Raw genomic sequence first — 25,726 nt, forward strand, 5'->3', positions numbered from 1 at the left:
CGGCAGCGACATCAGCTGCAGCGGCGAAGCGCGGTGCGACCAGGCGGGTCGACCTGCGCACGGCCGGCAAGCGGGTCAAACCGTAGCGGCGTCACGTGTCATTGCGATGACGGCGGCGCGCAGGGGACGCGCCGGGCCGTTCAGACCGGCAGTTCAGTGGTCTGCTTGATCCGCTGCATGGGGATTTCGGTCTTGGTGTTCTGCACCCCGGCGATCCGGTTGAGGTGCTGTATCTGGAACTGCCGGTACGCATCAAGGTCGGCCACCGCCACCCGCAGCAGGAAGTCGCAGTCGCCCGCCATCAGATGGCATTCAAGCACTTCCGGGAAGGACTTGATGCTGTTGATGAAGTGGTTGGTGGTGTCTTCGTCCTGGCCACGCAGCCACACGCGGACGAACACCGTGAACCCACGCCCGATCCTCGCCGCGTTGAGCAGGGCCACGTAGCGATCGATGTAGCCGCCCTCTTCCAGCAGGCGGACCCGGCGCAGGCAGGCGGACGGCGACAGCCCCACCTGTCGCGAAAGCTCCAGGTTCTGCAGGCGACCATCGCGCTGCAGGGCGTCGAGGATGCGGCGATCGAGGTTGTCGAGCTGGTACTGCATGAAATTTCACCCATCAGGCCTATGGCCGCATGATATTCCACATTCCGTCGACTCAATGGCATCAACGCAACCCGATTTCGTGATCGGACCGTTAGCATGGGCCACCCCCACCCGTTGTTGATCCATGGACGCCCGAACCACCCTGCCCCTGCCTGATCCCGTGTGCGACACCGCACCGCGCGCCGAATTCCTGCGCGGCCTGCGCGCCGCCGTGCCGGTGATGATCGGCTTCATTCCTTTCGCCCTGGTGCTCGGTGCCCAGGCCGCCCAGAAGGGCCTGTCGGCGCTGGAAGTGCCGCTGATGACCGGCCTCAACTTTGCCGGTGGGTCTGAATTCGCCGCGGTCGAACTGTGGACTTCGCCGCCACACATCGCGCTGATCGTAGCGATCACCGCACTGGTCAACAGCCGCCATCTGCTGATGGGTGCCAGCCTGGCGCCGTTGCTACAGCACCTGCCGCGCCGTCGCGTGCTGCCGGCGCTGTTCTTCATGTGCGATGAAAGCTGGGCACTGGGCGTGGCCGATGCGCGCCGTCGCGCACTGGGCTTCAGCCTGTCCTACTACCTCGGCGTGTCGGCCGGCCTGTACACCGTGTGGGTGCTGTGCACCGCGCTCGGCGCGATCGTCGGCCCACTACTCGGTGACATCCACGCCTACGGCTTCGACATGGCCTTCCCCGCCGTGTTCCTGGTGCTACTGCGTGGCATGTGGCAAGGCATGCGCGCCGCCCGGCCATGGCTGGTCAGCCTGGTGGTGGCAGCGGGCACCTACCTGCTGGTGCCCGGCGCCTGGTACGTCGCCAGCGGCGCGCTGGCCGGTCTGGCCGCTGCGTGGCTGCTGGCCGAGGACGCCGCATGATCTTCAACGGACTGATCCACTGGACCTCGGTGCTGACCATCATCCTGATGGCCGCCGCCACCTATCTCACCCGCATCATCGGTTTCCTCGCGCTGCGCAACCGCACCCTGAGCAAGCGCGCGGTGACGGTGATGGAAGCCGCCCCGGGCTGCGTGCTGATCTCGGTGATCGCCCCGGACTTCGTGGCCGACAAGCCGGCCGATCTGGCTGCACTGGCGATCACGTTGCTTGCGGCCACGCGGCTGTCGATGCTGCCGACGGTGCTGATCGGCGTGGTATCGGCGGGTGTGCTGCGGTATGTGATGGGGTGAGCGCCCACTAGCGCCGCCCCTCCCTGCGACAGCCGGTCGCAGCCCCCTCCGGGCACACGCTTGACCTATATCAATCCGCCCCACGCCACGGGCGCGTATCTCTATGCAGGAACCCAATACGCCGGCGTCACCGGCATCCAAAGGACCTGCGATGAGCTACACCCCCGACAACGCCCAGCTGCTCAACGCCATGCAGAACGTGATGGTGATCTCCACCACCGACCTGCAGGGCAACATCACCTATGCCAACGACCTGTTCTGCACGCTCACCGGATTCGCGCGCGAGGAACTGATCGGCCAGCCGCACAGCATCGTCCGCCATCCGGACGTACCCAAGGCCGTCTACAAGGACATGTGGGACACCATCAAGGCCGGCAAGACCTGGACCGGCATCGTCCCCAACCTTGGCAAGGGCGGCGTGCTCTACGTGGTCGACACCACCGTGCAGCCACTGTTCGACGCCGATGGCAACATCACCTCGTACATCAGCATCCGCCGCGTGGTGAACGACCTGATGCAGAACTACGACCTTGTCGAGTTCAGCAAGGAAAAGTTCGACGACTTCTACGAGGCTGCGTGAACGCCATCCCCACACGCAGGCCCATCAGCCGGCTGCTGGTGGGTTTCGCCTCCGAGTCGGGCAACGCCCGCGCCCTGGCCCAACGCCTGGGTGCGGACCCGGACCTGCAGCCGCATGGACCGCAGGTCCTGCCGTTCAATGACATCGATGTGGCCGGCCTCGGCCACGGCGATGTGCTGCTGGCCATCTCCAGCTCGTTCGGCGACGGCGAGCCACCGGCCAATGGCGAGCGCTTCTTCGAATCGCTGCGACAGGCGCCCGCCCTGCCCGGACTGCGCTACGCGGTGTTCGGCCTGGGGGATACCGGCTACCCCAGCTTCTGCGGTTTCACCAAGGCGCTGGATGCAGCGTTGAGTGATCGTCAGGCGCAGCCACTACTGCACCGTGTCGACGCCGACCTCGGCTACGAACAGTTCTTCCAGCAGTGGCGGCCGGTGCTGGGCCAGGTACTGGACGGTGATGCGACCGCCGGCCAGGATCTGCGCCTGCAGGTGACGGCTTACGGCGAAGACAACGCGTTCGCCGCCGGCATTGTCGAACGGCGCCGACTGAATCACAGCACCCCCGCCGCCTGGCACCTGCAGCTGGACATCGCGGGCAGCGGCATGGCCTACCGGGCCGGCGACACCCTGCATCTGGTTGCAGAAAACGATCCTGCGCTGCTGCAGGCCCTGGCCAGCTGGTATGGCGATTCCAGCGCCGTCGACGCGCTGCGCGACCGCGAACTGCGCCTGCTCAGCAAGGGCGTACTGCGCGAACTGGCCAGGCTGGGGGGTAGCGACGTACTGAAAAGCCTGCTGAAGATCAGCCAGAAACGCGAACTGGACGCCTACCTGCATGGCCTGGACCTGCTGGACGTGCTGCAGGACCACGCCACCCCGCAGTCGGTTCCGCTGGCGCGATTGCGCGAGCTGCTATCACCCTGCCTGCCGCGCGCCTACTCGATTGCCTCGCATCCGCGCGATGACCAGCTGAGCCTGTGTGTACGCGAAGTGCGCTACACCCTGCGTGGCCGCGAACGCTTCGGCACCGCCACCGGCAGCCTGCTGCACGGCGGCGACACGGCGCGCGTGTACTGCCGCTCCAATCCGGGCTTCCACCTGCCCGAAGGCGGCAACGCACCTCTGCTGCTGGTGGGCACCGGTACCGGCATCGCGCCGCTGATGGGCCTGATGCAGGAACTGCAGGCCACCGGCGATGCACGGGAGGTCCATCTGGTGTTCGGCGAGAAGCACCGCGAGCATGACTTCCTGTACCGCGAGCAGCTGCAGGACTGGCAGGCGCGTGGCGTACTGGCCAGCCTGCACACAGCGTTCTCGCGCGATGCGGCGCAAAAGGTCTATGTGCAGCATGTGTTGCAGCAGCAGGCCACGCAGATGCGGGATGTGCTGGCCCGTGGCAGCCACATCTACCTGTGTGGCAACAAGAGCCACCTGGAAGGTGCGATGCGCGAAGCCATCGACGCGATCGGCGGCGAAGGCCATTGGGATGCCCTGCGCGGTGAGGGCCGCACCCACTGCGAGCTGTATTGAACTGTCCTTCGGGTAGAGCCGGCCGCTGGCCGGCTGCTGTTGGCGCTACGACGCTGCCAGCCAGCGGCCGGCACTACCCGCGTGGATACACGGCGCGCCAGAATATGGCCCGGCACAAACGCCGCGTGTCATCCGCCGACGATGCGCCCGTCCACCACGCGCGCCACCTGCTGGCCGAACACCGCCACATCCTGATTTGAACCGTCCCTCGGGTAGAGCCGGCCGCTGGCCGGCTGCTGTTGGCTCTACGACGCTGCCGGCCAGCGGCCGGCACTACCCGGCACGCCAGGATATGGCCCGGCATGACCGCCGCGCGTCATCCGCCGACGATGCGCCCGTCCACCACGCGCGCCACCCGCTGGCCGAACACCGCCACATCCTGATTTGAACCGTCCCTCGGGTAGAGCCGGCCGCTGGCCGGCTGCTCTTCGCACTACGACGCTGCCGGCCAGCGGCCGGCACTACCTGCGTGGATACACGGCGCGCCAGGATATGGCCCGGTACGACCGCCGCGCGTCATCCACCGACGATGCGCCCGTCCACCACACGCGCCACCTGCTGGCCGAACACGGCCACATCCTGCGGATCGTGGCTGATCAGCAGCAGCGGAATACCGGTTTCATCCAGCACGGTTTCCAGCTCCTGGCGCAGGTGCTGGCGCAGGTCGTGGTCGAGCGCTGCGAACGGTTCGTCCAGCAGCAACGCCTGTGGCCGCGTCACCAGTGCACGCGCCAACGCCGTGCGCTGGCGCTGTCCGCCGGATACCTGTGACGGCAGCAGATCCGCCACGTGCTCGATCCGGAATGCCTGCAGCCACTGCTCCACTGCCTCGATACGGGTGCCGCGCGGTGGATTCAACCAGCCCCGCTGCATCCCGAACGCCACGTTCTGGCGCACGCTCAGGTGCGGAAACAGCGCGTAGTCCTGGAACACGTAACCGAGTCGACGACGCTGCGGCGGCAGATCAACCCCCGCTCCCGCATCGAACAGTGTCTGCCCGTGCAGGCGCACATGCCCATGCTCCGGGCGCAGCAGGCCGGCCACCGCTTTCAGCGTCAGGCTCTTGCCGGCGCCGGAAGGCCCGAACAGCACCACCTGCCGCTGCGTGCACTGCAGTGTCACGTCCAGTTCGAACGTCTGGCCGGACGCCTGCAATCGCCGCTGCACCTGCAGGTCAAGCCACATCGCGCAGCTCCCGACGGCGCCCGCCCACCAGCCGCGCGGCCAGCAGCAGGATCACGATGCACACCACCGACGTCAGGATCACCAGCGCATTGGCCTTGCCATCCTGCCCTGCCTGCACCGCTGCATAGATGGCGATCGACAAGGTCTGCGTGCGGCCCGGAATGCTGCCGGCCACCATCAGCGTGGCGCCGAACTCACCCATCGCCCGTGCGAACGCCAGCAGCAGGCCCGCCAGAATCCCGCGCCATGCCAGCGGCAGGGTGATGCGGAAGAACACCGCCGCTTCGGACACGCCCAGCGTGCGCGCGGCCTGCTCCAACTGGCCATCCACCTCTTCGAATGCAGCGCGTGCCGGTTTGAACACCAGCGGAAACGACGCCACCGCAGCAGCGATCACCGCCGCCTGCCAGGTAAACACCAGGTTGATGCCGAACCACGACTGCAACCAGGCGCCGATCGGGCCATTGCGCCCGATCAGCACCAGCAGGTAATAGCCCAGCACCGTCGGCGGCAGCACCATCGGCAGGGTCAGTATCGAATCCAGCAGTTCCCGACCGGGAAAGCGCCGTCGCGCCAGCAGCGCGCCAAGTGCCACGCCGGCAACAAGATTGATCGCCGTGGCCCAGCCGGCCACCTTCAACGACAATCCCAGTGCGCTCCAGTCCAGGTCCATCCGTCAGGGCTTGCCGAACCCGTGCTTGTGCAGGATCGCCTGGCCCTGCGCCGAGCGCACGAACGCCGCGAAGCGCCTGGCTTCCACCGGCTGCGTGCTGGCCTGCACCACCGCCAGCGGATAGGCGATGCGTCCGGCAACCGGAACCTCGAACGCGCGCCGCACGCGATCAGGCATTGCCTGCGCGTCGGTGGCGTAGACAAACCCCGCATCCACCTCGCCCCGCGCCACGTAATCCAGCGACTGCCGCACGTTCTGCGTACTGATCACCTTGCCCTGCACGGCCGGCCACAGCTTGGCGGCCTGCAGCGCTCCCCGCGCGTAGCGGCCCACCGGCACGCTGTCCGGGTTGCCCACTGCGATGCGCTGCACGCCGGCACCCGCCAGATCGGCCAGTGCGCGCGGCGGCGCCTTCGCCTGCGGCGGCACGACCACCCACAACGCGTTCACCGCGAAGACCTCACGCGTACCGGCCGCCAGCAGCTTCTGCTGCACAGCCTGGTCCATCGTTGCTTCATCGGCCGAAGCGAACACATCCACCGGCGCGCCGCGCGCGATCTGCTGCAGCAACACCCCGGAGGCAGCAAAGTTGAAGTCGACCCTGCTGCCCGGGTTCGCCTTCTCATAGGCTGCGCCCAGCTCGCGGAAGCTTTCGGTAAGACTGGATGCCGCCGACACGGTGAGGTTGCCAGCCCACGCAGGCAGCGTGGCCAGCAGACCCAGAAACACCATTGCCCATCGCTTCATCGTCGGCTCCCTGGCCAGGTTCAATCGGGTTCGTTTTCATCGGCCACGGCCAGTGCCGCCAGCCGGTCGGGTTGCAGCAGCAGGATTTCGCGCTGCTTCACCGCAATCACGCCATCATCGCTCAACCGCCGCAGCACGCGACTGGCCGTCTCCGGCGCCATCCGCAGATAATTGGCGATCTCGGTGCGGGCCATGGTCAGGTTGAAGCGGGTCGCGGAAAAACCACGCCGCGCGTAACGCGCCGACATATCCAGCAGGAACGCTGCCATCCGCTCCTCGGTGCGGTGGTTGGCCGCCAGCGTGGCGACCTTGCCGATCTCCGCGCTGAGCAGGCTGAACAGCTTGGCCTGCAGCCCTGGCATGCGGGTGGCCAGCAGGCTCAGCTTGGGGAACGAAATGCGGCACAGGTGCACCGTATCCAGTGCCACCGCATTGCAGGGGAAGCGCGAACCGTGAATCGCATTGAGCCCGATCACCTCGCCCGGCAGAGCAAAGCCCAGCACCTGCTCGTTGCCCTGGCTGTCGTCGACGAAGGTCTTGACCATGCCTGCGCGCACAGCGGCGATGGAATCGAAGGCCTCACCCGCACGGAAGATGTAATCACCCGCATGGAACGGCCCCACGTGGTCGACCAGCACATGCAGTTCGCCCAGCGCCGTCTTGTCATAGCCCTGCGACATGCATGCATCGGAGAAGGCACAGGTGCTGCAGAAATGCAGCGCGTCGCCATCATCGGCGGCGGCAGGATTCGGCGTGGTCCGGCCGGGCCGGGCCTGTGAGGGCGGAGTTGAAGACATCGGGACAGCACTCAAGCGATGGCGGCCGCCGGCCGGAAACATGCGGCCATCATACGCCACAGCAACCGCCCTTCCTCGGCCAGGCGAAGCACGCGGCCGTCCCAGCGCGCCCAGCCCCGCGCGAGCAGCGGTGCGAGTGCAGGCAGGGTCTCGGCAAAGCATTCATCGAACGGAACATCATTGCGCCATTCGAAGGCAGCAGCATCCAGCGCATGATCGCAGGCGATGCTCTGCGCGACCTCCGCAGCCAGCCGCTCCTCCTCCGACAGGATCAGGCCAGCGGCCACGCCCACATGCCCTGCCCGCAGGCGTGCCTGCCAGCGCTCCAGGTCATCCTCCGTCCGGCAGAACACCTCGCCAATCTGGCTGCACGCCGCCAGGCCGATGCCGATGAAATCGCTGCGATCGCGGCGGGGCACGCCTGCCAGATCGCAATGACGCTGGCCGTCACCCGGGCCGTTCGGGTCCGGCAGGTCCCCGCGTTGGTAATGGTCGCCGCCGATACCCACATAGCCTGCCTCGCGCAGCAATCGCCATGCCTGCAGCCAGCGTTCCGATGAGGGATGCTCTGGCAGCGCACACGGCGCCGGCAACAGCACGCGTTCGGGCGCATCTGCCAGCACGGTCTGCAGGCGCCCGATGAATCCGGCATCCTCCGCAGCGGGCACACGCAGCTGGTAGTAGCGGGCAGTGAAGCCGGCGTCGCGCGCCTGCGCCAGCACTGCCGGGCCAGGCGCATCGGCGCGGTCGATCACGTTCAGTCGCGTGCAACCCACTGCACGTAGTTGTGCAGGCGACAAGCCGCTGCCGGCATCCAGCCGTGCCTCCACCTGCGGCCGGGCCACGGTGCGCAGGTACTGCGGCACCGCATCCAGCAGCTGCCCCAGCAGAACCGGCGGCAGTGCCTCGGCCAGACCCAGCTGCAGCACCATCGCCACTACCTCGCGGTCCTCGGCCAAGGCATCTGCCTGCAGGCGCAACGCGGCCAGCAATGTGTCGAGATAGCGTTCGGCCGACACATCGGTCCCCATGCGCCCGGTCTGGAAGCCCAGCGTCAGGCCACGTGGAATCAGGTGCTCGTTGCTGGCCTGCACGGCAGTACGCCAGCCGCTTTCACCGAAGCCGGCACTGAAATGGCCGGCCGGTGGAAACAGCACATGGCGCGGCTGCCGCAGCAATGCGGCCTGCAGCGCTGTGTCCTCGCTCGCATCAACGTGGAAGCTCATGGCTGTCATCCTCGCGCGATCCTCTTCGCGTAGCCCTGATTGAAATCAAGCGTGACGTATTGCGCTGAGGTGCCGGCCAGCGGCCGGCACTGCCATTCACGTGCCGCGTGCCCGTTCCGCGGCAGCCGCATCGATGGCCTCCGGCAGATCGGTCTCCCGATCGATCTGCGGGAAGTGTCGACGCTCCATCCGGCGGATCGCGAAGTGCATCCACGCCAGGGCAGCGGACACCACCACGAACAGCAACATGAAGCAGCTGCTCCAGATGCCCAGGACATCGTTCAGCGCACCGAACACGATCGGCAGGATGAAGCCACCCAGGCCGCCAATCATGCCCACCACACCGCCCACCGCACCCACGTGCCTGGGGTAATACACCGGGATGTGCTTGTAGACCGCAGCCTTGCCCAGCGACATGAAGAAGCCCAGTACGAACACCAGCACGGTGAACATCACCACGCCGATGGCCAGGTGGAATTGGATCGGGCCATGGATGCCCTTCACCACGTACTCGGTATCGGGGTAGGCCAGCAGGAAGGTGCAGATGGCCGACACACTGAACGTCCAGTACATCACCCGGCGCGCCCCCATCCTGTCGGACATCCAACCGCCCACCACGCGGAACAGGCTGGCCGGAATCGAATAGCAGGCTGCCAGCATGCCGGCGGTGCCGACGTCCATGCCGTACGCCCCCACCAGGTAATGCGGCAGCCACAACGCCAGTGCCACAAAACCACCAAACACAAAGAAGTAGTACAACGAGAACCGCCACACCTGCAGGTTCCTCAGCGGAGCCATCTGCTCGGAGAACGGCACCGGCTTCACCCCGTCACGGCGGCGCTGTTCCAGCGACGGGTCTTCCTTGCTGAACAGGAAGAACAGCACGGCGGTGACCGCCAGCGCGACCGCCCACACCTTGGCCACCATGGTCCAGCCCGCGGCCACCATCACCAAAGGCGCCAGCAGCTTGGTCACCGCCGAGCCGATGTTGCCGGCGCCGAAGATGCCCAGGGCGGTGCCCTGCCTGCTGGCCGGGAAGAACCTGGACACATAGGCCACGCCCACCGAAAAGTTGCCACCGGCAATACCCACGCACAGCGCGGCGAACAGGAACTGGGGGTAGGTGTGGGCATAGGTCAGCATCCAGGTAGCCACTGCGCCGCACAGCATCACCAGCACCATCACCTTGCGGCCGCCGAACTGGTCGGACCATATGCCGAGGAACACGCGGCTGACCGAGCCGGTCAGCACCGGGGTGGCGATCAGCAGGCCGAACTGGGTGTCGGTCAATCCCAGCTGCTCGCTGATCTGGATACCGATGATGGAAAAGATCATCCACACCGCAAAGCACACGGTGAAGGCGAATGTGCTCAGCCACAGCGCACGCTGCTGCTGCCCGGCACTGGCGGGGGCAAGGGCCTGGTTCATGCAATCTCCTTCCTCAAGAGTGGGTCAGCCGACCTCGGCTTCGGCTTCGATCTCATCCAGTCCGCGCACCGGGTAGCGCTCCTGCAGCTGCAGCAGGTACGCCTGCACCTCGCGTTGGCGCACCTGCAGCTCCAGGTAGTCCCGGATCTGTGGCAGCACTGCGTCGAACGGCAGCGGCTGCCCCTCCTCGCGCCCATCGATGCTGACCACGTGGTAGCCCCAGCGTGATTCCACCGGGAAGCCAGCCAGGCCCTCGCGCAGGCGGAACACCTGGCGATCGAACTCCGGCGTGGTCTGCCCACGCTGCAGCCAGCCCAGGTCACCGCCGTCACTGCTGGACGGGCAGCGCGAATGACGCAGGGCGAAGTCGGCGAACAGGTGCGGCGCTGCTTTCAGTTCATTGGCCAGACGCTCGCCCTCGGTGCGTGCGGCCAGCCGCCCGGCCACATCATCGGCCGGCGCGGCCAGCAGGATATGGCGCAGCCGTACCCGATCCGGTGAGCGGAATCGCTCCGGGTTCTGCTCGAAGTAGCGTTGGCAGTCCTCGTCGGTCGGCACGCGGTCTTCGATCGCGTCTTCCAGCAGTTGCTGGATCAGCACTTCCTCATCGCTGACCCGGCCGCCTGCCGGCGCCAGCAGGCCCAGGCGCTGCGCTTCCAACCGCAGCAGTTCACGCACCACCAGTGCGCGCGCCGCCTCGGCACGCGACTGTTCCGGGCGCAGTGCCCGATGGTGCTGCATCTCGCGGGCGATGTCGGCCTCGCTTATCGCCGTGTCCTCCACGAACAACCGGCACGGTGCCGGTTGCCCGAGCGAGCGCGGCCCCTCCCCTGCCCCGTCATGCTGGTGCTGGTGGGCCTCGGCCGGAACCGCCTGGGCGGAATCGATCACAGTGATCGGCAGGAACTTCGGCAGGTTGCCCATGGCTTACTCCCGCGGTCCGTAGCGCAGCGCCGCCTGGCGACGGCGCACCACCTGGTACGGCCGCCACAGATAGCTGACCGGAATGCTCCACACATGCACCAGCCGGGTGAAGGGCGCGATCAGGAACAGGGTCAGGCCCAGGAAGATATGCATCTTGTAGACCCAGCTGACGCCCTCGATGTAGTCAGCAGCACCGGCACGGAAGGTCACGATGTGCTGCGCCCATTCGGCCAGCTGCACCATCACCCCACCGTCCAGATGCCCGGACGATATGCGGATGCTGTACAGGCCAAGACAGAGCTGGGCGAACAGCAGCACCAGCACCAGGGTGTCACCGAAGCTGCCGGTGGCGCGCACGCGGGCATTGGTCAGGCGACGCACCAGCAGGATGCTGATGCCGATGAAGCACAGCGCACCGAACACGCCGCCCACCACCATCGCCAGCATCTGCTTCTGTGAGGAGGTGATGAAGTGCTCATACACCGCGTGCGGGGTCAGCAGGCCGACCAGATGGCCGCCAAGGATGGCGAGGATACCGATGTGGAAGCAGTTGCTGCCGATCCGCATGCCCTTGTCCGACAGCATCTGGCTGGAACCGGTGCGCCAGGTGTACATGGCCTTGTCATAGCGCGCCCAGCTGCCGATCAGCAGCACCGCCACGGCAATGTACGGGTAGTACTGGAAGGCAAATTGATGCAGGTAGTAGTTCATGGCTGGACCTCACGATGCACAGGACGGGCCGGCGAGCGCGTCGGTGGCTTGCAGTCTTCAGCGGGCGCTTCGGCACCGAAACGCACCGCTTCCTCTTCCCACAACCGGTCCATCGCCTCGGCCGTATCGTCGCGGGGTTCCTCACTGGCGCGTTGCCGCAGCGCCTCCAGGTTGACCTTGCCGTCACCAGCTTCCACGAGGATCTCCAGCAGCGGCACGTGCGGCAGCTCACGCTCGGCGGCGCGCGCGGCCAGCATCCCGGCGATGTGTCCGATATGGTGCAGCCACTCGCGCGCTTCGGTCTCCGGCTGGTGGGCCAGGAACTCCAGCAGCAGCGGCAGGTAGTCCGGCAGCTCACGGGCATCCAGTTCGAAGCCGTTGCGGCGGTAGGTCTCCACCAGGTCCACCATGGCCTGGCCACGGTCACGCGATTCGCCGTGGATGTGTTCAAACAGCAGCAGGCTCATCGAGCGGCCGCGGTCGAAGGTCGCCAGCCAGGCGGCCTGCGCATCCAACGGATCGCTGTCCAGCAACTGCTGTACGAAACCACGCAACTGCCTGCGCCGCGCCGGTGTCAGTGCCGCCTCATCGCACGCCGCCAGCAGTTCCTCACCGTGCTGCCACAGTTCGTCGCGGGGGTAGTCCAGCAGCACCCCCACCAGCTTCAGTACGCTCATCACACCACCTCCTTGCGGCGGTGGTTCGGGCCGTTGTTCACCACGAAGCTGGTGCTCTTGCGCTGCCCGAACAGGTCGGCCGGGCTGTCGCCGTTGCAGCCGTTGCCGAATGTGAAACCGCAGCCGCCGCGCTCGCCGAAGGCATCGTTGGCGTACTCTCGGTGTGCGGTCGGAATCACGAAACGGTCCTCGTAGTTGGCAATGGCCAGGTAGCGGTACATCTCTTCAACCTGGGCCACGGTCAGCCCGGTCTGGTCCAGCACCGCCGTGTCTTCCACGCCGTCCACGTTCTTGGCCCGGCGCCAGGCGCGCATCGCCATCAGGCGTTCCAGCGCACGCACCACCGGCGCCTCGTCACCGGCTGTCAGCATGTTGGCCAGGTAGCGCACCGGAATGCGCAGCGAGGCCACGTCCGGCAGCTCGCCACTCATGCCGATGCGGCCCCGCTCGGCCGCCGACTGGATCGGCGACAGCGGCGGTACGTACCAGACCATCGGCAGCGTGCGGTACTCCGGGTGCAGCGGCAGCGCCAGCTTCCAGTCGATCGCCAGCTTGTACACCGGCGACTGCTTGGCCGATTCCAGCCAGCTGTCCGGAATGCCTTCGGCGCGCGCAGCAGCAATCACCGCCGGATCATGCGGGTCCAGGAAAATATCCAGGTGGGCCTGGTACAGATCCTTTTCGGCAGCTACCGACGCGGCCTCGGCAATGCGGTCGGCGTCGTACAGCATCACGCCCAGGTAGCGGATGCGGCCGACACAGGTTTCCGAACATACCGTCGGCTCGCCCATCTCGATGCGCGGGTAGCAGAAGATGCACTTCTCCGACTTGCCGCTCTTCCAGTTGTAATAGATCTTCTTGTATGGGCACGCCGACACGCACATGCGCCAGCCGCGGCACTTGTCCTGGTCGATCAGCACGATGCCATCTTCCTCGCGCTTGTAGATCGCGCCCGACGGGCACGCCGACACGCACGCCGGGTTCAGGCAGTGCTCGCACAGGCGCGGCAGGTACATCATGAAGGTCTTTTCGAAGGCGCCGTAGATCTCCTTCTGCACTTCATTGAAGTTGTAGTCGCGCGAGCGCTTGCTGAATTCCGAGCCCAGGATCTCCTCCCAGTTCGGGCCCCATTCGATCTTCTGCATGCGCTCGCCACTGATCAGCGAGCGCGGCCTTGCGGTCGGCTGGTGCTGGCTGTCCTTGGCGGTGTGCAGGTTCTGGTAGTCGAAATCGAACGGCTCGTAGTAGTCGTCGATCTGCGGCAGGTCCGGGTTGGCGAAGATCTTGGCCAGCATCCGCCAGCGACCACCGGCGCGCGGCACCAGCTTGCCGCTGCCGGTGCGCACCCAGCCACCATTCCACTTCTCCTGGTTTTCCCATTCCTTCGGGTAGCCGATGCCCGGCTTGGTTTCCACGTTGTTGAACCAGGCATACTCGACGCCCTCGCGCGAGGTCCACACGTTCTTGCAGGTGATCGAGCAGGTGTGGCAGCCGATGCACTTGTCCAGGTTCAATACCATCGCGATCTGTGCACGGACCTTCATCACACTACCTCCTTGCTGGCCGATGCCGAGGCACCAGCGGGCTGTTCATCGTCCAGCCAATCCACCTTGTCCATCTTGCGCACGATCACGAACTCGTCGCGATTGGTACCGCAGGTGCCGTAGTAGTTGAAACCGTAGGCAAGCTGCGCGTAGCCACCGATCATGTGGGTCGGCTTGAGCACGATGCGGGTCACCGAGTTGTGGATGCCGCCGCGGGTGCCGGAGATCTCCGAACCCGGCACGTTGATGATGCGTTCCTGGGCGTGGTACATCATTGCCATGCCCGGCATCACCCGCTGGCTGACCACCGCTCGCGCGGCGATCGCACCGTTGACGTTGAACAGCTCGATCCAGTCGTTGTCGACGATGCCGGCACTGCGCGCATCGTCCTCGCTGAGCCACACGATCGGGCCACCGCGCGACAGCGTCTGCATGATCAGGTTGTCGCTGTAGGTGCTGTGGATGCCCCACTTCTGGTGCGGGGTGATCCAGTTCAGCACGATCTCCTTGTTGCCGTTCGAACGCTGGTTGAGCAGCGGCTCAATGGTGCGGGTATTGACCGGTGGCCGGTAGCTCATGAAGGCCTCGCCGAAGTCGATCATCCACTCATGGTCCTGGTAGAACTGCTGGCGGCCGGTCACCGTGCGCCACGGAATCAGCTCGTGCACATTGGTGTAGCCCGCGTTGTAGCTGACGTTGTCGTCTTCCAGCCCGGACCAGATCGGCGAAGAGATGATCTTGCGCGGCTGCGCCTGGATGTCACGGAAGCGGATCGCCTCGTGCTCCTTGCCCACCGCCAGATGGGTGTGCTCGCGGCCGGTGAAACCGCCCAGCGACTCCCACGCCTTCACTGCGACATGGCCGTTGGTCTCCGGGGCAAGGTGCAGGATCACTTCGGCCGCATCGATCGCTGTCGAGATGGCCGGCCGGCCCTGGCTGACCCCCTCCTCGCGCACGGTATGGTTCAGCTTGCCCAGGAATTCCACCTCATGCTTCGTATCCCAGTTCATGCCCTTGCCGCCATTGCCGTGCTTGTCCAGCAACGGGCCCAGCGAGGTGAACTTGCGATACAGGTTCGGGTAATCGCGCTCCACCACCGTCATCGACGGCATGGTCTGGCCGGGGATGGCCTCGCACTCGCCCTTCTTCCAGTCGGCCACGCCGAACGGCATGCCCAGCTCGTTGGGGGTGTCGTGCAGGGTCGGCACCAGCACCAGGTCCTTCTCCACGCCCAGCACGCCGGGCGCCATCTCGCTCACGGTGCGCGCCACCTCCTTGAAGATGTCCCAGTCACTGCGCGATTCCCACGCCGGGTCCACCGCCTTCGACAGCGGGTGGATGAACGGGTGCATGTCCGAGGTATTGAGATCGTCCTTCTCGTACCAGGTGGCGGTGGGCAGCACGATGTCCGAGTACAGCGCGGTGGTGCACATGCGGAAGTCCAGCGTCACCAGCAGATCCAGCTTGCCTTCCGGCGCCTCGTCGCGCCACTTCACCTCCTCCGGCTTCACTGCGCCCATCTCGCCCAGGTCCTTGCCCTGCAGGCCGTGGCGGGTCCCCAGCAGGTGCCGCAGCATGTACTCATGGCCCTTGCCCGAAGAGCCCAGCAGGTTCGAGCGCCAGATGAACATCATCCGCGGGTGGTTCTGGCTGGCATCCGGGTCGGCGAAGGCGAAGTCCAGCGAACCGTCCTTGAACTTGCCCAGTGCGTAGTCGGCAGGTGCCACGCCCGCCGCTTCGGCTTCGCGCACCAGCTGCAGTGGGTTGCGGTCCAGCTGCGGCGCACTTGGCAGCCAGCCCATGCGCACCGCGCGCAGGTTCAGGTCGGCCAGGCTGCCGCTGTACTTGCTGGCGTCGGCCAGCGGTGACAGCAGTTCGTCCACCTGCAGCTTCTCGTAACGCCACTGCCCGGTGTTGAAGTAGAAGAACGACGTACCGTTCATATGGCGCGGCGGCTTGCTCCAGTCCAGGCCGAACGCCAGCGGCTGCCAGCCGGTCTGCGGGCGCAGCTTTTCCTGGCCCACGTAGTGCGCCCAGCCGCCGCCGGTCTGGCCCACGCAACCGCACATGATCAGCATGTTGATCAGGCCGCGGTAGTTCATGTCGTTGTGGAACCAGTGGTTCATGCCGGCACCGACGATGATCATCGAGCGGCCATGGGTCTTGTCGGCGGTACGCGCGAACTCGCGGGCGATCTCGATCACTTCCCCGCGCGACACGCCGGTGATGCGTTCCTGCCAGGCGGGCGTGCCCGGCACGTTCTCATCGAAGCTCCTGGCGACGTTGGCGCCGCCGAAACCGCGGTCCACGCCGTACTGCGCAAGCAGCAGGTCATACACCGTCGCCACCAGCGTCTGGCTGCCATCATCCAGCGCCAGGCGACGTACCGGAATGTTGCGATCCAGTACTTCCTCGGCCGGGGCGGCGGTCCAGCCGTCACTTTCGATGCCACCGAAATACGGGAAGCTGACCGCCTCGATGCCATCGTTGGCCTCGGACAGGCTCAGGCGCAGGCGCGTCTCCGCACCGTTGCTGGCCTTCTCCTCGATGTTCCAGCGCCCCTTCTCACCCCAGCGGAAACCGATCGAACCGTTCGGCACCACGATCTGGCCACTGGTCTCGTCGTAAGCGAGGGTCTTCCAGTCCGGGTTGTTGGCTTCGCCCAACCCTCCCAGCTCACTGGCACGCAGGAAACGGCCGGCCACCAGGCGGCCATCGGCGCGGCGCTCCAGGCGCACCAGCATCGGCATGTCCGAGTACTGGCGGCAGTAGTCCTGGAAGTACTGCGACGGCGAATCCACATGGAACTCGCGCAGGATCACGTGGCCGAAGGCGAACGCCAACGCGGCGTCGGTGCCCTGCTTGGGGTGCAGCCAATGATCGGTCAGCTTGGCCAGCTCGGAATAGTCCGGGCAGATCGAGACCGTCTTGGTGCCGTTGTAGCGGGCCTCGGTGAAGAAGTGCGCATCCGGCGTGCGCGTCTGCGGTACGTTCGAGCCCCAGGCGATGATGTAGCGGCTGTTGTACCAGTCGGCCGATTCGGGAACATCGGTCTGCTCGCCCCAGATCTGCGGCGAGGCCGGCGGCAGATCGCAGTACCAGTCGTAGAAGGACAGGCAGGCGCCGCCCAGCAGCGACAGGTAACGCGCGCCGGCGGCGTAGGACACCATCGACATCGCCGGAATCGGCGAGAAACCGACCACGCGGTCCGGCCCATACTGCTTCACCGTGTACAGATTGGAAGCCGCGATGATCTCGTTGGCCTCTTCCCAGTTCAGCCGCACGAAACCGCCCATGCCGCGCCGGGTCTTGTACGAGCGCGCCTTTTCCTTGTCCTCCACGATGCTGGCCCAGGCATCCACCGGCCCCTGGGTCCTGCGTGCTTCGCGCCACAGGCGCAGCAGCGTGCCGCGGACCAGCGGATACTTCAGGCGGTTGGCGCTGTACAGGTACCAGGAATAGCTGGCGCCACGCGGGCAGCCACGCGGCTCGTGGTTGGGCAGGTCCGGGCGCGTGCGCGGGTAGTCGGTCTGCTGGGTTTCCCAGGTGACCAGTCCGTTCTTGACGTAGATCTTCCAGCTGCACGAACCGGTGCAGTTCACCCCGTGGGTGGAGCGCACGATCTTGTCGTACTGCCAGCGCTGCCGGTAGCTGTTCTCCCAGTCACGGCCTTCGCTCTTGGCAAACCCATGGCCATCGGCAAAGGGCTGGGGGTCACGCTTGAAGAACTGCAAGCGATCAAGAAAATAACTCATCGGGGGTCTCCCTTTGCGGACATCTGCATCGTGGCTGTGTGTGTCATCTGGCTGCGGTGCGCTTTCATGTCAGCAGGGCGTCTCAGCGCCACGCCGGTAGTACCACCACCAGGTCACGGCCAGGCAGGTGACATAGAAAACGACGAACCCGTACAGCGCCATATCGGGGCTGCCGGTCAACGTGATCGAAGAGCCATAGCTCTTGGGAATGAAGAAGCCGCCGTAGGCACCGATCGCACCAGAGAAGCCCACCACCGCAGCCGACTCGATGCTGGCCTGGTGCGCCGACGCGGCCTTGCCTTCAGCGTTGGCCCCTGCCGACAGGCGCTCATGCAGCGTGCGGAAGATCACCGGGATCATGCGGAAGGTGGTGCCGTTGCCGATGCCACTGAGCACAAACAGCGCCATGAAGCTGAAGAGGAAGCCGTAGAAGTTGCCGCCCTGGCCATCGCTGGGCAGGAAATGCAGCACGCCGAACACCGCTGCGATCATCAGCGCGAACACCCAGAACGTCAGCCGCGCACCACCCCAGCGGTCGGCCATGCTGCCGCCCACCGAGCGCATCAGCGCACCCAGCAACGGGCCGATGAAGGCGTAGGCCAAGGGGTTCACGGCGGGGAACTGGCTCTTCACCAGCATCGGGAAGCCAGCAGAGAAGCCGATGTAGGAACCGAAGGTGCCGATGTACAACCAGCACATCAGCCAGTTGTGCTTGCGGCGGAAGATCACCGCCTGCTCGGCGAAGGAGGAACGCGCGCTGGTCAGGTCATTCATGCCGAACCAGGCCGCCACCGCGCAGAACGCAATGGCCGGCACCCAGATGAAGCCGGCATTCTGCAGGTACAGCGGTGCACCGCCCTCCACCACCGGCTGCGGCGCACCACCGAGGGCACCGAATACGCCCACCGTGATCACCAGCGGAATCACCGCCTGGGCCACCGACACCCCGACATTGCCCAGGCCGGCATTCAGGCCCAGCGCCAGGCCCTGCTTCTGCTTGGGATAGAAGAAGGAGATGTTGGACATCGACGAGGAGAAGTTCGCCCCACCAAAGCCGCACAGGATCGCGATCACCACGAACACCCAGTACGGCGTGGCCGGGTTCTGCACCGCAAAGCCCAGCCAGATCGTCGGGGCCAGCAGCGACGCAGTGGACAGCGCCGTCCAGCGGCGACCGCCAAAGATCGGAATCACGAACGAATAGAAGATGCGCAGCGTCGCGCCGGACAGGCTGGGCAGTGCCACCAGCCAGAACAACTGATCGGTGCTGAAGCCGAAGCCGATCTTCGGCAGGCTGATGGTCACCGCCGAGAACAGTACCCAGACCGAGAAGGCCAGCAGCAGCGAGGGAATGGAGATGACCAGGTTGCGGGTGGCGACCCGCTTGCCGGTGCGCTCCCAATAGCCGGGATCTTCCGGCGTCCAGTCGCTGATGACGCGACCGGGACTGGCAGTGCTGCGGACAACAGGATCGCTACCGACGGTCATACATGGCTCCAAGGCTGTGGAATGACGTGGGTACTGCTTTCAAGTTGTAACCCGTCGTCATGCAGCCATTAGGCCGTGCAGCAGCAACGACGGGGTTGATCTGGATCAATCAGGTGCAGGTTTTCAGCCTGCCCCTGACAAATGTCAAACCGGTGACGCGGAACCGCGGCGGGTCACGCCACGCTGGCGCACGCTGTCGCGCACATCCACATCGAACTGCAGTTGCAGCGTGGTGCCGTCGTCCAGATACAGCGCAAAGGCCAGGCCATCGCGGCATGGCAGGCGCCCGGCCAGGTCCTCCACGGAAGACCGGGGCAATACCAGGCGGCAATCGGTGCCGCTGTCGAGCAGCACGGCCGATTCGCCACCATGCAGCGAAACGGCGGTACCCCAACCACCACTGCCGCCGAACCGGGTCAGGTTCTCCACCGTTTCACCGGCCAGCAGCCGGGCCAGTTCGGCCTCGTCCAGGCGCAGACGCATTGTCTGTTCTTGCAACTGCACCTTCATGAGGCAACGTCCTCCCATTGGGTGGGGGTATTGCAGTTGATCAGGGCGCTTTCATCAGCGTGGGCCAGGCGCAGCGTCTGCGCGTCCAGCCGGTGTTGCAAGGCCTGCAGGGAACGCGGGCCGAGGGGATCGTGGATCATGTTTTCGAGGATCGTGCGACTTTCATTGTCCACATTAAACAGCATCGGAAGCGGATGCCCGTCAAAGATCGTGCAAGCGCTGCGATGCCCGTCACGCAATTGCTGCAGCAGATCCGGGGTCAAGCGGGGCGTATCCACCGGTACTACCCAAGCCGGGCCATCGGTCATCTGCATCGCCACGCTGAACAGGCCTCCGAGCGGCCCGCAACGCGTGATCTGGTCGGGTATGCCGCCGAAGGCAGGGTAGCGCCCGCTCACCCAGACCCGGTCTGCCCCGGCCAGCCGCAAGGTGCCACGCATGTGCTCCAGCAGGGTGCGCCCCTGCCAGGGCAGCAATGCCTTGTCACGGCCCATCCGGCTGGACAGGCCGCCGGCAAGCACGATGCCGGCAATGGGCGTTGTCACGCGGGAAACCCGACCACGCCATGCGTGGCTGCTCCTGTCGGGCGCGAGGGGAAGGCGCCATCCACGCATGGAGCAACCGTGCAGGTACGCCTCAGTAGAGCCACGCCATGCGTGGCTGCTTCTGCCAAGCGCAAGGGGAAGGTGCCATCCACGCATGGCGTGGATCTACTGCCGTCAGTGGTGATCATGCGCCGGTTCACCGTCGGCGTGGCACAGCGTGCAGCCTTCGCTCCACTCGCTGTCGCCGTCCTCGTAATGTTCCTGCTTCCAGATCGGGCACTGGTGTTTCACCGCCTCGATCAACTGCCGGCACGCGCGGAACGCTTCATCACGGTGCGGGCTGCCCGCAGCCACCACCACCGCCACATCGCCAATGCCCAAGCGGCCCTTGGCATGCGCCACATACAGCTTCAGCTTCGGCCCGAACGTCGCCTCGATCTCCGCCGCCAGGCGCTGGATCTCGTTCAGCACCAGCGGTTCGAACAGGTCATAGGTGATGCCGGTCACCGGCCGCCCCACATTGAAGTCGCGCACCTTGCCGATGAACACATCGATGCCGCCGAATGCCGGGTCGGACACCGCCGCGATGCCTTCGACCGGGTCGATGGCGCGCTGCGCACGGTCCACCACCTTTGCCGTCACGTTGCTGCTCATGGCTCAGCCCCCGCTCACCGGCGGCAGGATCGCCACCTTGCCATCGGCAGGCAGCGCCTCGTGGTCACGCAGCACGCGCTGCTGGTCGGCAAAGGCCGAATAGTCCAGCAACCCGGCGCGGAAACCGGGAAAGCGCACCGGCAGCAGCTCTCGCAGCGCCTGGCGCAGGTCGGCCACGGTGCCACCGGCCACCTCCAGCGCGATCTCGCGGCTGGCATCCAGATCGGAAAACGCACCGAACAACTGCAGATTCACCTGCTTCATCATGACTCCTGGGTTGCCAGCTGCAGCGGGTCCTGGTGGCCCCAGCCCTGCACGCGCACCGGTGTGCCGGCCGCGACGAGGTCCCCCTCGCCCTCCAGCACCACCCAGGCGTTGGCCTGCAGCATGGATTTCAAACGGAACGATTCCTGCCCGGACAGCACGCGCGCGCTCAAGCGCCCCTGCGCGTCCACGTCCACCCGCGCACGCGCGTGGAAGCGCAGGCCCGGCGGTTTGCGCACATCGGCCTGCAACGGCAGCTGCAGCAGCGGCTCTGCGGCCAGGCCCAGCAGGCGGCGCAGCACCGGTTCAACGAAGAAGCGCTGCCCCACCGCCGCCGACACCGGGTTGCCCGGCAGGCCGAAATACAGCGCGCCATCGGGCAGCACTGCAAACAACAGTGGCTTGCCCGGGCGGATCGCCACCTTGTGGAACACGATGCGGGCGCCGCGGGCGCGCAGCGCATCGGGAATGAAGTCGTAGCGGCCGGCCGACACTGCGCCGGTGCTGATCAGCACCTTCGCACCCGCAGCCAGCGCGTCGTCCAGCACCGCATCGAAGGCAGCCACGTCATCGCCTACCGTGCCCTGCCACACCACCTCGGCACCGGCAGCCTGCAGGCGGCCGATCAGGTAGGGCCGGTTGCTGTCACGGATCTGTCCGGACTCCAGCGCCTGCGCCGCTTCGGTCACCAGCTCCTTGCCAGTGGCAATGACCGCGACCTTCGGCCGTGCCACCACCGCCACCTCGGCCACGCCGATGGCGTGCAGCAGGGTGCGTGCATTGATGTCCAAGGCCTGCCCGGCCTGCAGCACGCGCTCGCCTTCTTCCACGTCCTGTCCGCGCAGGCGCACGTTCTGGCCAGGTTTCACCCCGCTCTTCAACGCAATGCGGGTCGGGCGACCCTGGCCGCTGGCAAGGATCTCCACGTTCTCGATCGGCACCACCGTATCCAGCCCAACCGGCATGCGCGCGCCAGTCATGATTTCCCAAGCGCCGTCGCCGCCCTCGGTACCGGCGTCGCCCGCCGCCTGCCAGCCCTGCACCACAAATTCGGTATCGCTTTCGAACGGCGTGCCATTGGCGCGCAGCGCGAAGCCGTCCATCGCCGAGTTGTCGAACGGCGGCAACGACTGCCCGCTGATGATGTCCGTGGCGAGGATGCGACCCGCAGCCTCATGCAATGCCAGCCGCTCGGCCGGCAGCGGCGTGGCCGCCTGCATCAGGTGCTGCAGCGCTTCGCTGTAGGCAATCATGCGTGGCCACCGCCATCGACCATCGCCAGCGCGTGGCCCAGCACCGGCGCCAGAATGTCCAAGCACTGCGCGGCCGCACGCGGGCTGCCCGGCAGCGCAAACACCAGCATGTCATCCAGCTGCACCACCTCGGCCCGGCTCAGCCAGGCCATCGGCGTGTGCTGCGCACTCAACGCACGCACCATCTGCGCCAGGCCGTGCACCGGTCGCGCATTCAACGAACGCAGCGCCTCCGGGGTCAGGTCACGCGGGCCAAGCCCGGTGCCACCGGTACACAGGCACAGGCGCACGCCCTCGCCCGCCAGCGCACGCAGCCGGCCCGCAAGCGGTTCGATGCCATCGGGCAATACCTCGGCAGCCACCACCTCGCCACCGAGCGTCTGCAGCCCGCTCACCAGCTTCGGGCCGGACTCGTCGGCATAGCTACCCTCGCTGGCGCGATCGCTCAGGGTGATCACCGCGCAGGCCGCGCCGTTCAGACCCTTCGGCGGGCGCGGCCTGAAGCGCGCGCGCTCACCCTCGTCCATGCCGTCGGGATGCAGCCACAGGCCGCGCTTGCCGCCCTCCTTGAACAACAGGCGGATGCCCTCGATGCGCAGCGCCGGCTCCACCGGCTTGCTCAGGTCGTACAGGGTCAGCAGTGCCGCGTTGACGCCGGCAAGCGCCTCCATCTCCACACCGGTGCGGGCCTCGCTGGCGCACTCGCACCACACGCGTATCGCCTGCCGCTCCGGCACCGGCGCGCAGTACACCTGCACCAGTTCCAGCGGCAGCGGGTGGCACAGCGGCATCAGCATCGAGGCCATCTTGGCGCCCTGCAGCCCGGCAATCTCGGCCATCACCAGCGCATCGCCCTTGGGCAACCGGCGCTCGACAATCAGCGGGTAGGCCACTGGCCCGGCATGCAGCTCGCCCACCGCTACCGCGCGGCGGCGGGTAACGCGCTTGTCACGCACATCGGCCATGTGGAAGGCCGCAGTCAATTCACCACTCATCGTGTTCCTCATCCTCCAATCGAAGCCAGATGCGGGGTCAACCCGGTCTGGCCCTGGTGCAATCCGTGCCCGGCCGCTTTCAGGCCAAGCTGTGTGGTGATGCGTGCCAGCAGCGCGTCCTGGTCGTCGTCGCTCTGCAACAGCGGGCGCAGCGGCACGCCGAATTCGCCGAACAGGCACAGCCGCAGGTCACCCTTGGCGGTCACCCGCAGGCGGTTGCATCCCTTGCAGAAGTCACGCGAGTACGGGGCGATGATGCCCACCGTGCCGCGATGCTGCGGGTGGCTGAACTCGCGTGCCGGGCCGGCATCGGCCGCGCGCGGGCGCTCGTGCCAGCCAGCGGCCAGCAGCTGCTCGATCACCACGTCGGCGCGCAGATGGTGGCGCTGGAAATAAGCTTCGTTGTCGCCGGTACGCATCAGTTCAATGAAGCGCACGCTGAAGGGGCGGTCGCGCAGGAAGTCCATCCACTGCGGCAACTCGTCGTCGTTCAGGCCGCGCAGCAGCACCGCGTTGAGCTTGATGGCCGGCAGGCCCAGTGCCTGGGCCATCTCCAGCCCCTGCTGGATGTCCGGCAGGCGGTCATGGCCGGTGATGGTCCTGAAGCGCTCGCGCTGCAGGCTGTCCATGCTCACGTTCAGCGCGGTCAGGCCGGCCCGGTGCCAGCCCGGCAGGCGACGCGGCAGCAGCGTGCCATTGGTGGTGATGGCCACCTTGCGGATGCCCGGCACGGACGCCACCGTGGCGATGATCTCGTCCAGGTCCTTGCGCAGACTGGGCTCGCCACCGGTCAGGCGGATCTTGGTCATCCCCAGCATGGCAAAGGCGCGCACCAGGCGCGCGATCTCGTCCACCGCCAGGAAGCGCGGGCGGCCGTCGGCCCGGTAGCCATCGGGCAGGCAGTAGCTGCAACGGAAGTTGCAGGCCTCGGTCAACGACAGGCGCAGGTAAGGAAAGCTGCGCCCGAATCCGTCGGTGAGTTGGCTCATGGCTGGTCCACCTTGTTGTTCCACCGTCTTGCCTGTGCCCGGAACGGCCCGGATACCCTCGCCTGCTGAGACTGACGCCAGCCTACGCGGCAGGCATTGGCAGCGGGATGACTTAAATCAATCGCCGCCGGCCACGCCGCCCGGACGTTATGGCAGCATGCGGCTTTCCGTGCAGCGTGCGTGTGACAGCCATCATGATGATGAATGATTTCCAGCAATTGCTGCAGGCCGCCAGCGAACAGGCCGAACCGCAACGCCTGCTGTTCGTATTCGCCCGCGCCGACCTGCCCGAATCGCCCACCGACGACCAGCGCGACCGGCATGACCGCCGCGAGGGCGGCACCCTGTCGCCTGTGCTGTGCGTGGACAAGCTGCCGGCCGAGGTGCCGAGCTTCCAGGCACTGGCCAGCGAGTCCACCACCACCGGCGTGGAGTGGGACATGGTGTTCGTGGCGGCAATGGATGGGCGTGCAGGCTTCGCCCCCAGCACCGACGAGGCCACCCGCCCGCTGCGGCTGATGGTCAACGCCATCAACGACGGCCAGATCGGCCGCTTCGCCGCCTTCGACCGCAGCGGAGAGCCGATCCAGTTCTATTGAGCCACCAGCTGCAGGGTCAGGAAGAAGATCACCAGCACGGTGTTCAGCCCCCAGGCGACGGTCAGGCCGCGCGCGGCAACGCCCAGGTTCGGGGTGCGCGCGGAGGGCGCCGCGCGCCAGACTGCGGGGATGATCCAGCCGGTATAGAGCAGCAGCACGGCGAACATCGCCAGCACCAGTGCGGTGCGCTGGTTGGCGAGGGCCCAGAGGGCAACGGCCCAGAGCATGTTGCTGGGGATGACCCCTTGCAGCCAGAAGACGTTCCAGAGGCGTGAACGGCCTTGGGTGTCGGGCGTGGGATGCAGAGACGCGGTAGCTGTCATAAGTCTCCTTTGTGTTTAGGAAACGTGCTGGGCAAGCCTGCGCTTGGTGGCGGGGAACGTCAAGGCGCGACAGAAACGGTAGCGCCGGGCCATGCCCGGCGGAGTGCATCAGAGCACCACACCACGTTGCTCGCCGGGCATGGTCCAGCGCTACCCATGGCTTGTCGCCATCAACCCGCTCACACATCCCGCGCATCCCCTACAACCACGACCCCTGTCGCAGATTGCCTGGTCGCGGTGGACCAACGCGGCAGCCAGCGCTGCCAGTACTTAACAGCGTGGTTCAATGCCGAAAGCGTCTCCAATCGTGAGTTATTTGCAACTTCTCTGATTGGCATTGCACAGCGACGCGGGCTCAGATGGCGTGCCACCGAAAACGGGTGGCCGGGTTTCGAATCCCGTGATGCTCTATGCGTTGTTTACGCTTGCCAGCCGGCGTCACCTTGCGTGGCGCCGGCTGGCAATCCGTCTGCCGGCTATGGCGGGCGGTGCGTGGGGGCTTGATGCCCGCCGGTGTATGCGTAGAGCTCCGGGATTCGAACCACGTACCGT

General features: G+C 66.3%; 26 protein-coding genes. 5 read left to right on the forward strand and 21 right to left on the reverse strand.

Annotated elements, in window-relative coordinates; translation table 11 throughout:
* Positions 1–140: 140 nt before the first annotated feature.
* Positions 141–605, reverse strand: coding sequence for an Lrp/AsnC family transcriptional regulator (locus CR918_RS09835; RefSeq protein ID WP_025874361.1), 465 nt, complete (start codon positions 603–605; stop codon positions 141–143).
* 124 nt (positions 606–729) lie between these two features.
* Here CR918_RS09835 and CR918_RS09840 point away from each other — a divergent pair, with 124 nt between their 5' ends.
* The 4 genes from CR918_RS09840 (at position 730) to CR918_RS09855 (ending at position 3,887) form a co-directional block, all read left to right on the forward strand.
* Complete coding sequence (locus CR918_RS09840) at positions 730–1,464, forward strand: AzlC family ABC transporter permease (protein ID WP_099842655.1); 735 nt, start codon at positions 730–732, stop codon at positions 1,462–1,464.
* A complete protein-coding gene (locus tag CR918_RS09845) occupies positions 1,461–1,775 on the forward strand; it encodes an AzlD family protein (protein ID WP_033831264.1) in 315 nt (104 codons plus the stop codon). Before CR918_RS09840 ends, CR918_RS09845 begins: the two co-directional genes overlap by 4 nt.
* Positions 1,776–1,926: 151 nt before the next feature.
* Positions 1,927–2,355 carry a PAS domain-containing protein gene (locus tag CR918_RS09850; protein WP_005409905.1) on the forward strand — a complete coding sequence of 143 codons (429 nt, stop codon included), beginning with the start codon at positions 1,927–1,929 and terminating at the stop codon, positions 2,353–2,355.
* Positions 2,352–3,887, forward strand: coding sequence for a diflavin oxidoreductase (locus CR918_RS09855; protein WP_099842657.1), 1,536 nt, complete (start codon positions 2,352–2,354; stop codon positions 3,885–3,887). The genes CR918_RS09850 and CR918_RS09855 overlap by 4 nt, the downstream gene beginning before the upstream one ends.
* A 516-nt stretch (positions 3,888–4,403) precedes the next feature.
* Here the strand turns inward: CR918_RS09855 and CR918_RS09860 are convergent.
* From CR918_RS09860 to moaA, 19 genes are all read right to left on the reverse strand, one after another.
* Positions 4,404–5,072 (reverse strand): sulfate/molybdate ABC transporter ATP-binding protein, encoded by a 669-nt coding sequence (locus CR918_RS09860; RefSeq protein ID WP_099842659.1) that lies wholly within the window; start codon positions 5,070–5,072, stop codon positions 4,404–4,406.
* Positions 5,062–5,745, reverse strand: a complete 684-nt coding sequence (gene modB, locus CR918_RS09865; RefSeq protein WP_099842661.1) for a molybdate ABC transporter permease subunit — start codon at positions 5,743–5,745, stop codon at positions 5,062–5,064. The genes CR918_RS09860 and modB overlap by 11 nt, the downstream gene beginning before the upstream one ends.
* A gap of 3 nt (positions 5,746–5,748) precedes the next feature.
* Entirely contained in the window at positions 5,749–6,492 is a 744-nt protein-coding gene (gene modA / locus CR918_RS09870) for a molybdate ABC transporter substrate-binding protein (protein ID WP_099842663.1), read from the reverse strand.
* Positions 6,493–6,512: 20 nt separating this feature from the next.
* Entirely contained in the window at positions 6,513–7,289 is a 777-nt protein-coding gene (locus CR918_RS09875) for a helix-turn-helix domain-containing protein (protein ID WP_033831271.1), read from the reverse strand.
* Positions 7,290–7,300: 11 nt separating this feature from the next.
* Positions 7,301–8,515: an oxygen-independent coproporphyrinogen III oxidase gene (locus CR918_RS09880; protein WP_099842665.1), complete on the reverse strand. Its 1,215-nt coding sequence runs from the start codon at positions 8,513–8,515 to the stop codon at positions 7,301–7,303.
* 96 nt (positions 8,516–8,611) lie between these two features.
* Positions 8,612–9,943, reverse strand: a complete 1,332-nt coding sequence (locus CR918_RS09885; protein ID WP_099842667.1) for an MFS transporter — start codon at positions 9,941–9,943, stop codon at positions 8,612–8,614.
* A gap of 24 nt (positions 9,944–9,967) precedes the next feature.
* The gene (locus tag CR918_RS09890) at positions 9,968–10,867 is read right to left on the reverse strand and encodes a peptidylprolyl isomerase (protein WP_025874350.1); all 900 of its coding nucleotides are present in this window, start codon (positions 10,865–10,867) and stop codon (positions 9,968–9,970) included.
* Positions 10,868–10,870: 3 nt separating this feature from the next.
* Positions 10,871–11,578, reverse strand: a complete 708-nt coding sequence (narI, locus tag CR918_RS09895) for a respiratory nitrate reductase subunit gamma (protein ID WP_025874349.1) — start codon at positions 11,576–11,578, stop codon at positions 10,871–10,873.
* Entirely contained in the window at positions 11,575–12,255 is a 681-nt protein-coding gene (narJ, locus tag CR918_RS09900) for a nitrate reductase molybdenum cofactor assembly chaperone (RefSeq protein ID WP_033831275.1), read from the reverse strand. The genes narI and narJ overlap by 4 nt, the downstream gene beginning before the upstream one ends.
* On the reverse strand, positions 12,255–13,799 hold the full coding sequence (gene narH / locus CR918_RS09905) for a nitrate reductase subunit beta (RefSeq protein ID WP_025874347.1): 1,545 nt from the start codon (positions 13,797–13,799) through the stop codon (positions 12,255–12,257). The genes narJ and narH overlap by 1 nt, the downstream gene beginning before the upstream one ends.
* Positions 13,799–17,554 (reverse strand): nitrate reductase subunit alpha, encoded by a 3,756-nt coding sequence (locus CR918_RS09910; RefSeq protein WP_099842669.1) that lies wholly within the window; start codon positions 17,552–17,554, stop codon positions 13,799–13,801. The genes narH and CR918_RS09910 overlap by 1 nt, the downstream gene beginning before the upstream one ends.
* A 69-nt stretch (positions 17,555–17,623) precedes the next feature.
* Positions 17,624–19,042, reverse strand: coding sequence for a NarK family nitrate/nitrite MFS transporter (locus CR918_RS09915; protein WP_099842670.1), 1,419 nt, complete (start codon positions 19,040–19,042; stop codon positions 17,624–17,626).
* 144 nt (positions 19,043–19,186) lie between these two features.
* A complete protein-coding gene (locus CR918_RS09920) occupies positions 19,187–19,552 on the reverse strand; it encodes a hypothetical protein (protein WP_059064361.1) in 366 nt (121 codons plus the stop codon).
* On the reverse strand, positions 19,549–20,097 hold the full coding sequence (mobA, locus tag CR918_RS09925) for a molybdenum cofactor guanylyltransferase (RefSeq protein ID WP_025874343.1): 549 nt from the start codon (positions 20,095–20,097) through the stop codon (positions 19,549–19,551). Before mobA ends, CR918_RS09920 begins: the two co-directional genes overlap by 4 nt.
* 174 nt (positions 20,098–20,271) lie before the next feature.
* Entirely contained in the window at positions 20,272–20,751 is a 480-nt protein-coding gene (locus CR918_RS09930; protein ID WP_025874342.1) for a molybdenum cofactor biosynthesis protein MoaE, read from the reverse strand.
* 3 nt (positions 20,752–20,754) lie between these two features.
* Complete coding sequence (locus tag CR918_RS09935) at positions 20,755–21,015, reverse strand: MoaD/ThiS family protein (RefSeq protein ID WP_049463966.1); 261 nt, start codon at positions 21,013–21,015, stop codon at positions 20,755–20,757.
* On the reverse strand, positions 21,015–22,268 hold the full coding sequence (locus tag CR918_RS09940; RefSeq protein ID WP_099842674.1) for a molybdopterin molybdotransferase MoeA: 1,254 nt from the start codon (positions 22,266–22,268) through the stop codon (positions 21,015–21,017). Before CR918_RS09940 ends, CR918_RS09935 begins: the two co-directional genes overlap by 1 nt.
* Positions 22,265–23,263 carry a bifunctional molybdenum cofactor biosynthesis protein MoaC/MoaB gene (gene moaCB / locus CR918_RS09945; RefSeq protein WP_033831283.1) on the reverse strand — a complete coding sequence of 333 codons (999 nt, stop codon included), beginning with the start codon at positions 23,261–23,263 and terminating at the stop codon, positions 22,265–22,267. The genes CR918_RS09940 and moaCB overlap by 4 nt, the downstream gene beginning before the upstream one ends.
* An 8-nt stretch (positions 23,264–23,271) precedes the next feature.
* A complete protein-coding gene (gene moaA / locus CR918_RS09950; RefSeq protein WP_099842676.1) occupies positions 23,272–24,252 on the reverse strand; it encodes a GTP 3',8-cyclase MoaA in 981 nt (326 codons plus the stop codon).
* A 194-nt stretch (positions 24,253–24,446) separates the two neighbouring features.
* On the opposite strand from moaA, the gene CR918_RS09955 reads away from it, so the two are divergent.
* Positions 24,447–24,851, forward strand: a complete 405-nt coding sequence (locus tag CR918_RS09955) for a hypothetical protein (RefSeq protein WP_025874337.1) — start codon at positions 24,447–24,449, stop codon at positions 24,849–24,851.
* On the opposite strand, the gene CR918_RS09960 is transcribed toward CR918_RS09955, so the two are convergent.
* On the reverse strand, positions 24,845–25,174 hold the full coding sequence (locus CR918_RS09960; RefSeq protein WP_099842678.1) for a hypothetical protein: 330 nt from the start codon (positions 25,172–25,174) through the stop codon (positions 24,845–24,847). The genes CR918_RS09955 and CR918_RS09960 overlap by 7 nt on opposite strands.
* Positions 25,175–25,726: the final 552 nt, after the last annotated feature.

The sequence above is a fragment of the Stenotrophomonas indicatrix genome (genome assembly GCF_002750975.1).
Taxonomy (GTDB): domain Bacteria; phylum Pseudomonadota; class Gammaproteobacteria; order Xanthomonadales; family Xanthomonadaceae; genus Stenotrophomonas; species Stenotrophomonas indicatrix.

What these genes read in the sequence shown, in the direction of transcription:
- narH (WP_025874347.1), bottom strand. Translation starts at nt 13,799, where the DNA reads ATGAAGGTCCGTGCACAGATCGCGATGGTATTGAACCTGGACAAGTGC.
- CR918_RS09885 (WP_099842667.1), bottom strand. Translation starts at nt 9,943, where the DNA reads ATGAACCAGGCCCTTGCCCCCGCCAGTGCCGGGCAGCAGCAGCGTGCG.
- modB (WP_099842661.1), bottom strand. Translation starts at nt 5,745, where the DNA reads ATGGACCTGGACTGGAGCGCACTGGGATTGTCGTTGAAGGTGGCCGGC.
- CR918_RS09890 (WP_025874350.1), bottom strand. Translation starts at nt 10,867, where the DNA reads ATGGGCAACCTGCCGAAGTTCCTGCCGATCACTGTGATCGATTCCGCC.
- CR918_RS09915 (WP_099842670.1), bottom strand. Translation starts at nt 19,042, where the DNA reads ATGACCGTCGGTAGCGATCCTGTTGTCCGCAGCACTGCCAGTCCCGGT.
- CR918_RS09845 (WP_033831264.1), top strand. Translation starts at nt 1,461, where the DNA reads ATGATCTTCAACGGACTGATCCACTGGACCTCGGTGCTGACCATCATC.
- narI (WP_025874349.1), bottom strand. Translation starts at nt 11,578, where the DNA reads ATGAACTACTACCTGCATCAATTTGCCTTCCAGTACTACCCGTACATT.
- CR918_RS09910 (WP_099842669.1), bottom strand. Translation starts at nt 17,554, where the DNA reads ATGAGTTATTTTCTTGATCGCTTGCAGTTCTTCAAGCGTGACCCCCAG.
- CR918_RS09860 (WP_099842659.1), bottom strand. Translation starts at nt 5,072, where the DNA reads ATGTGGCTTGACCTGCAGGTGCAGCGGCGATTGCAGGCGTCCGGCCAG.
- moaA (WP_099842676.1), bottom strand. Translation starts at nt 24,252, where the DNA reads ATGAGCCAACTCACCGACGGATTCGGGCGCAGCTTTCCTTACCTGCGC.
- CR918_RS09930 (WP_025874342.1), bottom strand. Translation starts at nt 20,751, where the DNA reads ATGAGCAGCAACGTGACGGCAAAGGTGGTGGACCGTGCGCAGCGCGCC.
- CR918_RS09880 (WP_099842665.1), bottom strand. Translation starts at nt 8,515, where the DNA reads ATGAGCTTCCACGTTGATGCGAGCGAGGACACAGCGCTGCAGGCCGCA.
- CR918_RS09920 (WP_059064361.1), bottom strand. Translation starts at nt 19,552, where the DNA reads ATGAAGGTGCAGTTGCAAGAACAGACAATGCGTCTGCGCCTGGACGAG.
- CR918_RS09935 (WP_049463966.1), bottom strand. Translation starts at nt 21,015, where the DNA reads ATGAAGCAGGTGAATCTGCAGTTGTTCGGTGCGTTTTCCGATCTGGAT.
- moaCB (WP_033831283.1), bottom strand. Translation starts at nt 23,263, where the DNA reads ATGAGTGGTGAATTGACTGCGGCCTTCCACATGGCCGATGTGCGTGAC.
- narJ (WP_033831275.1), bottom strand. Translation starts at nt 12,255, where the DNA reads ATGAGCGTACTGAAGCTGGTGGGGGTGCTGCTGGACTACCCCCGCGAC.
- CR918_RS09940 (WP_099842674.1), bottom strand. Translation starts at nt 22,268, where the DNA reads ATGATTGCCTACAGCGAAGCGCTGCAGCACCTGATGCAGGCGGCCACG.
- CR918_RS09955 (WP_025874337.1), top strand. Translation starts at nt 24,447, where the DNA reads ATGATGATGAATGATTTCCAGCAATTGCTGCAGGCCGCCAGCGAACAG.
- CR918_RS09875 (WP_033831271.1), bottom strand. Translation starts at nt 7,289, where the DNA reads ATGTCTTCAACTCCGCCCTCACAGGCCCGGCCCGGCCGGACCACGCCG.
- modA (WP_099842663.1), bottom strand. Translation starts at nt 6,492, where the DNA reads ATGAAGCGATGGGCAATGGTGTTTCTGGGTCTGCTGGCCACGCTGCCT.
- CR918_RS09835 (WP_025874361.1), bottom strand. Translation starts at nt 605, where the DNA reads ATGCAGTACCAGCTCGACAACCTCGATCGCCGCATCCTCGACGCCCTG.
- CR918_RS09850 (WP_005409905.1), top strand. Translation starts at nt 1,927, where the DNA reads ATGAGCTACACCCCCGACAACGCCCAGCTGCTCAACGCCATGCAGAAC.
- CR918_RS09960 (WP_099842678.1), bottom strand. Translation starts at nt 25,174, where the DNA reads ATGACAGCTACCGCGTCTCTGCATCCCACGCCCGACACCCAAGGCCGT.
- CR918_RS09840 (WP_099842655.1), top strand. Translation starts at nt 730, where the DNA reads ATGGACGCCCGAACCACCCTGCCCCTGCCTGATCCCGTGTGCGACACC.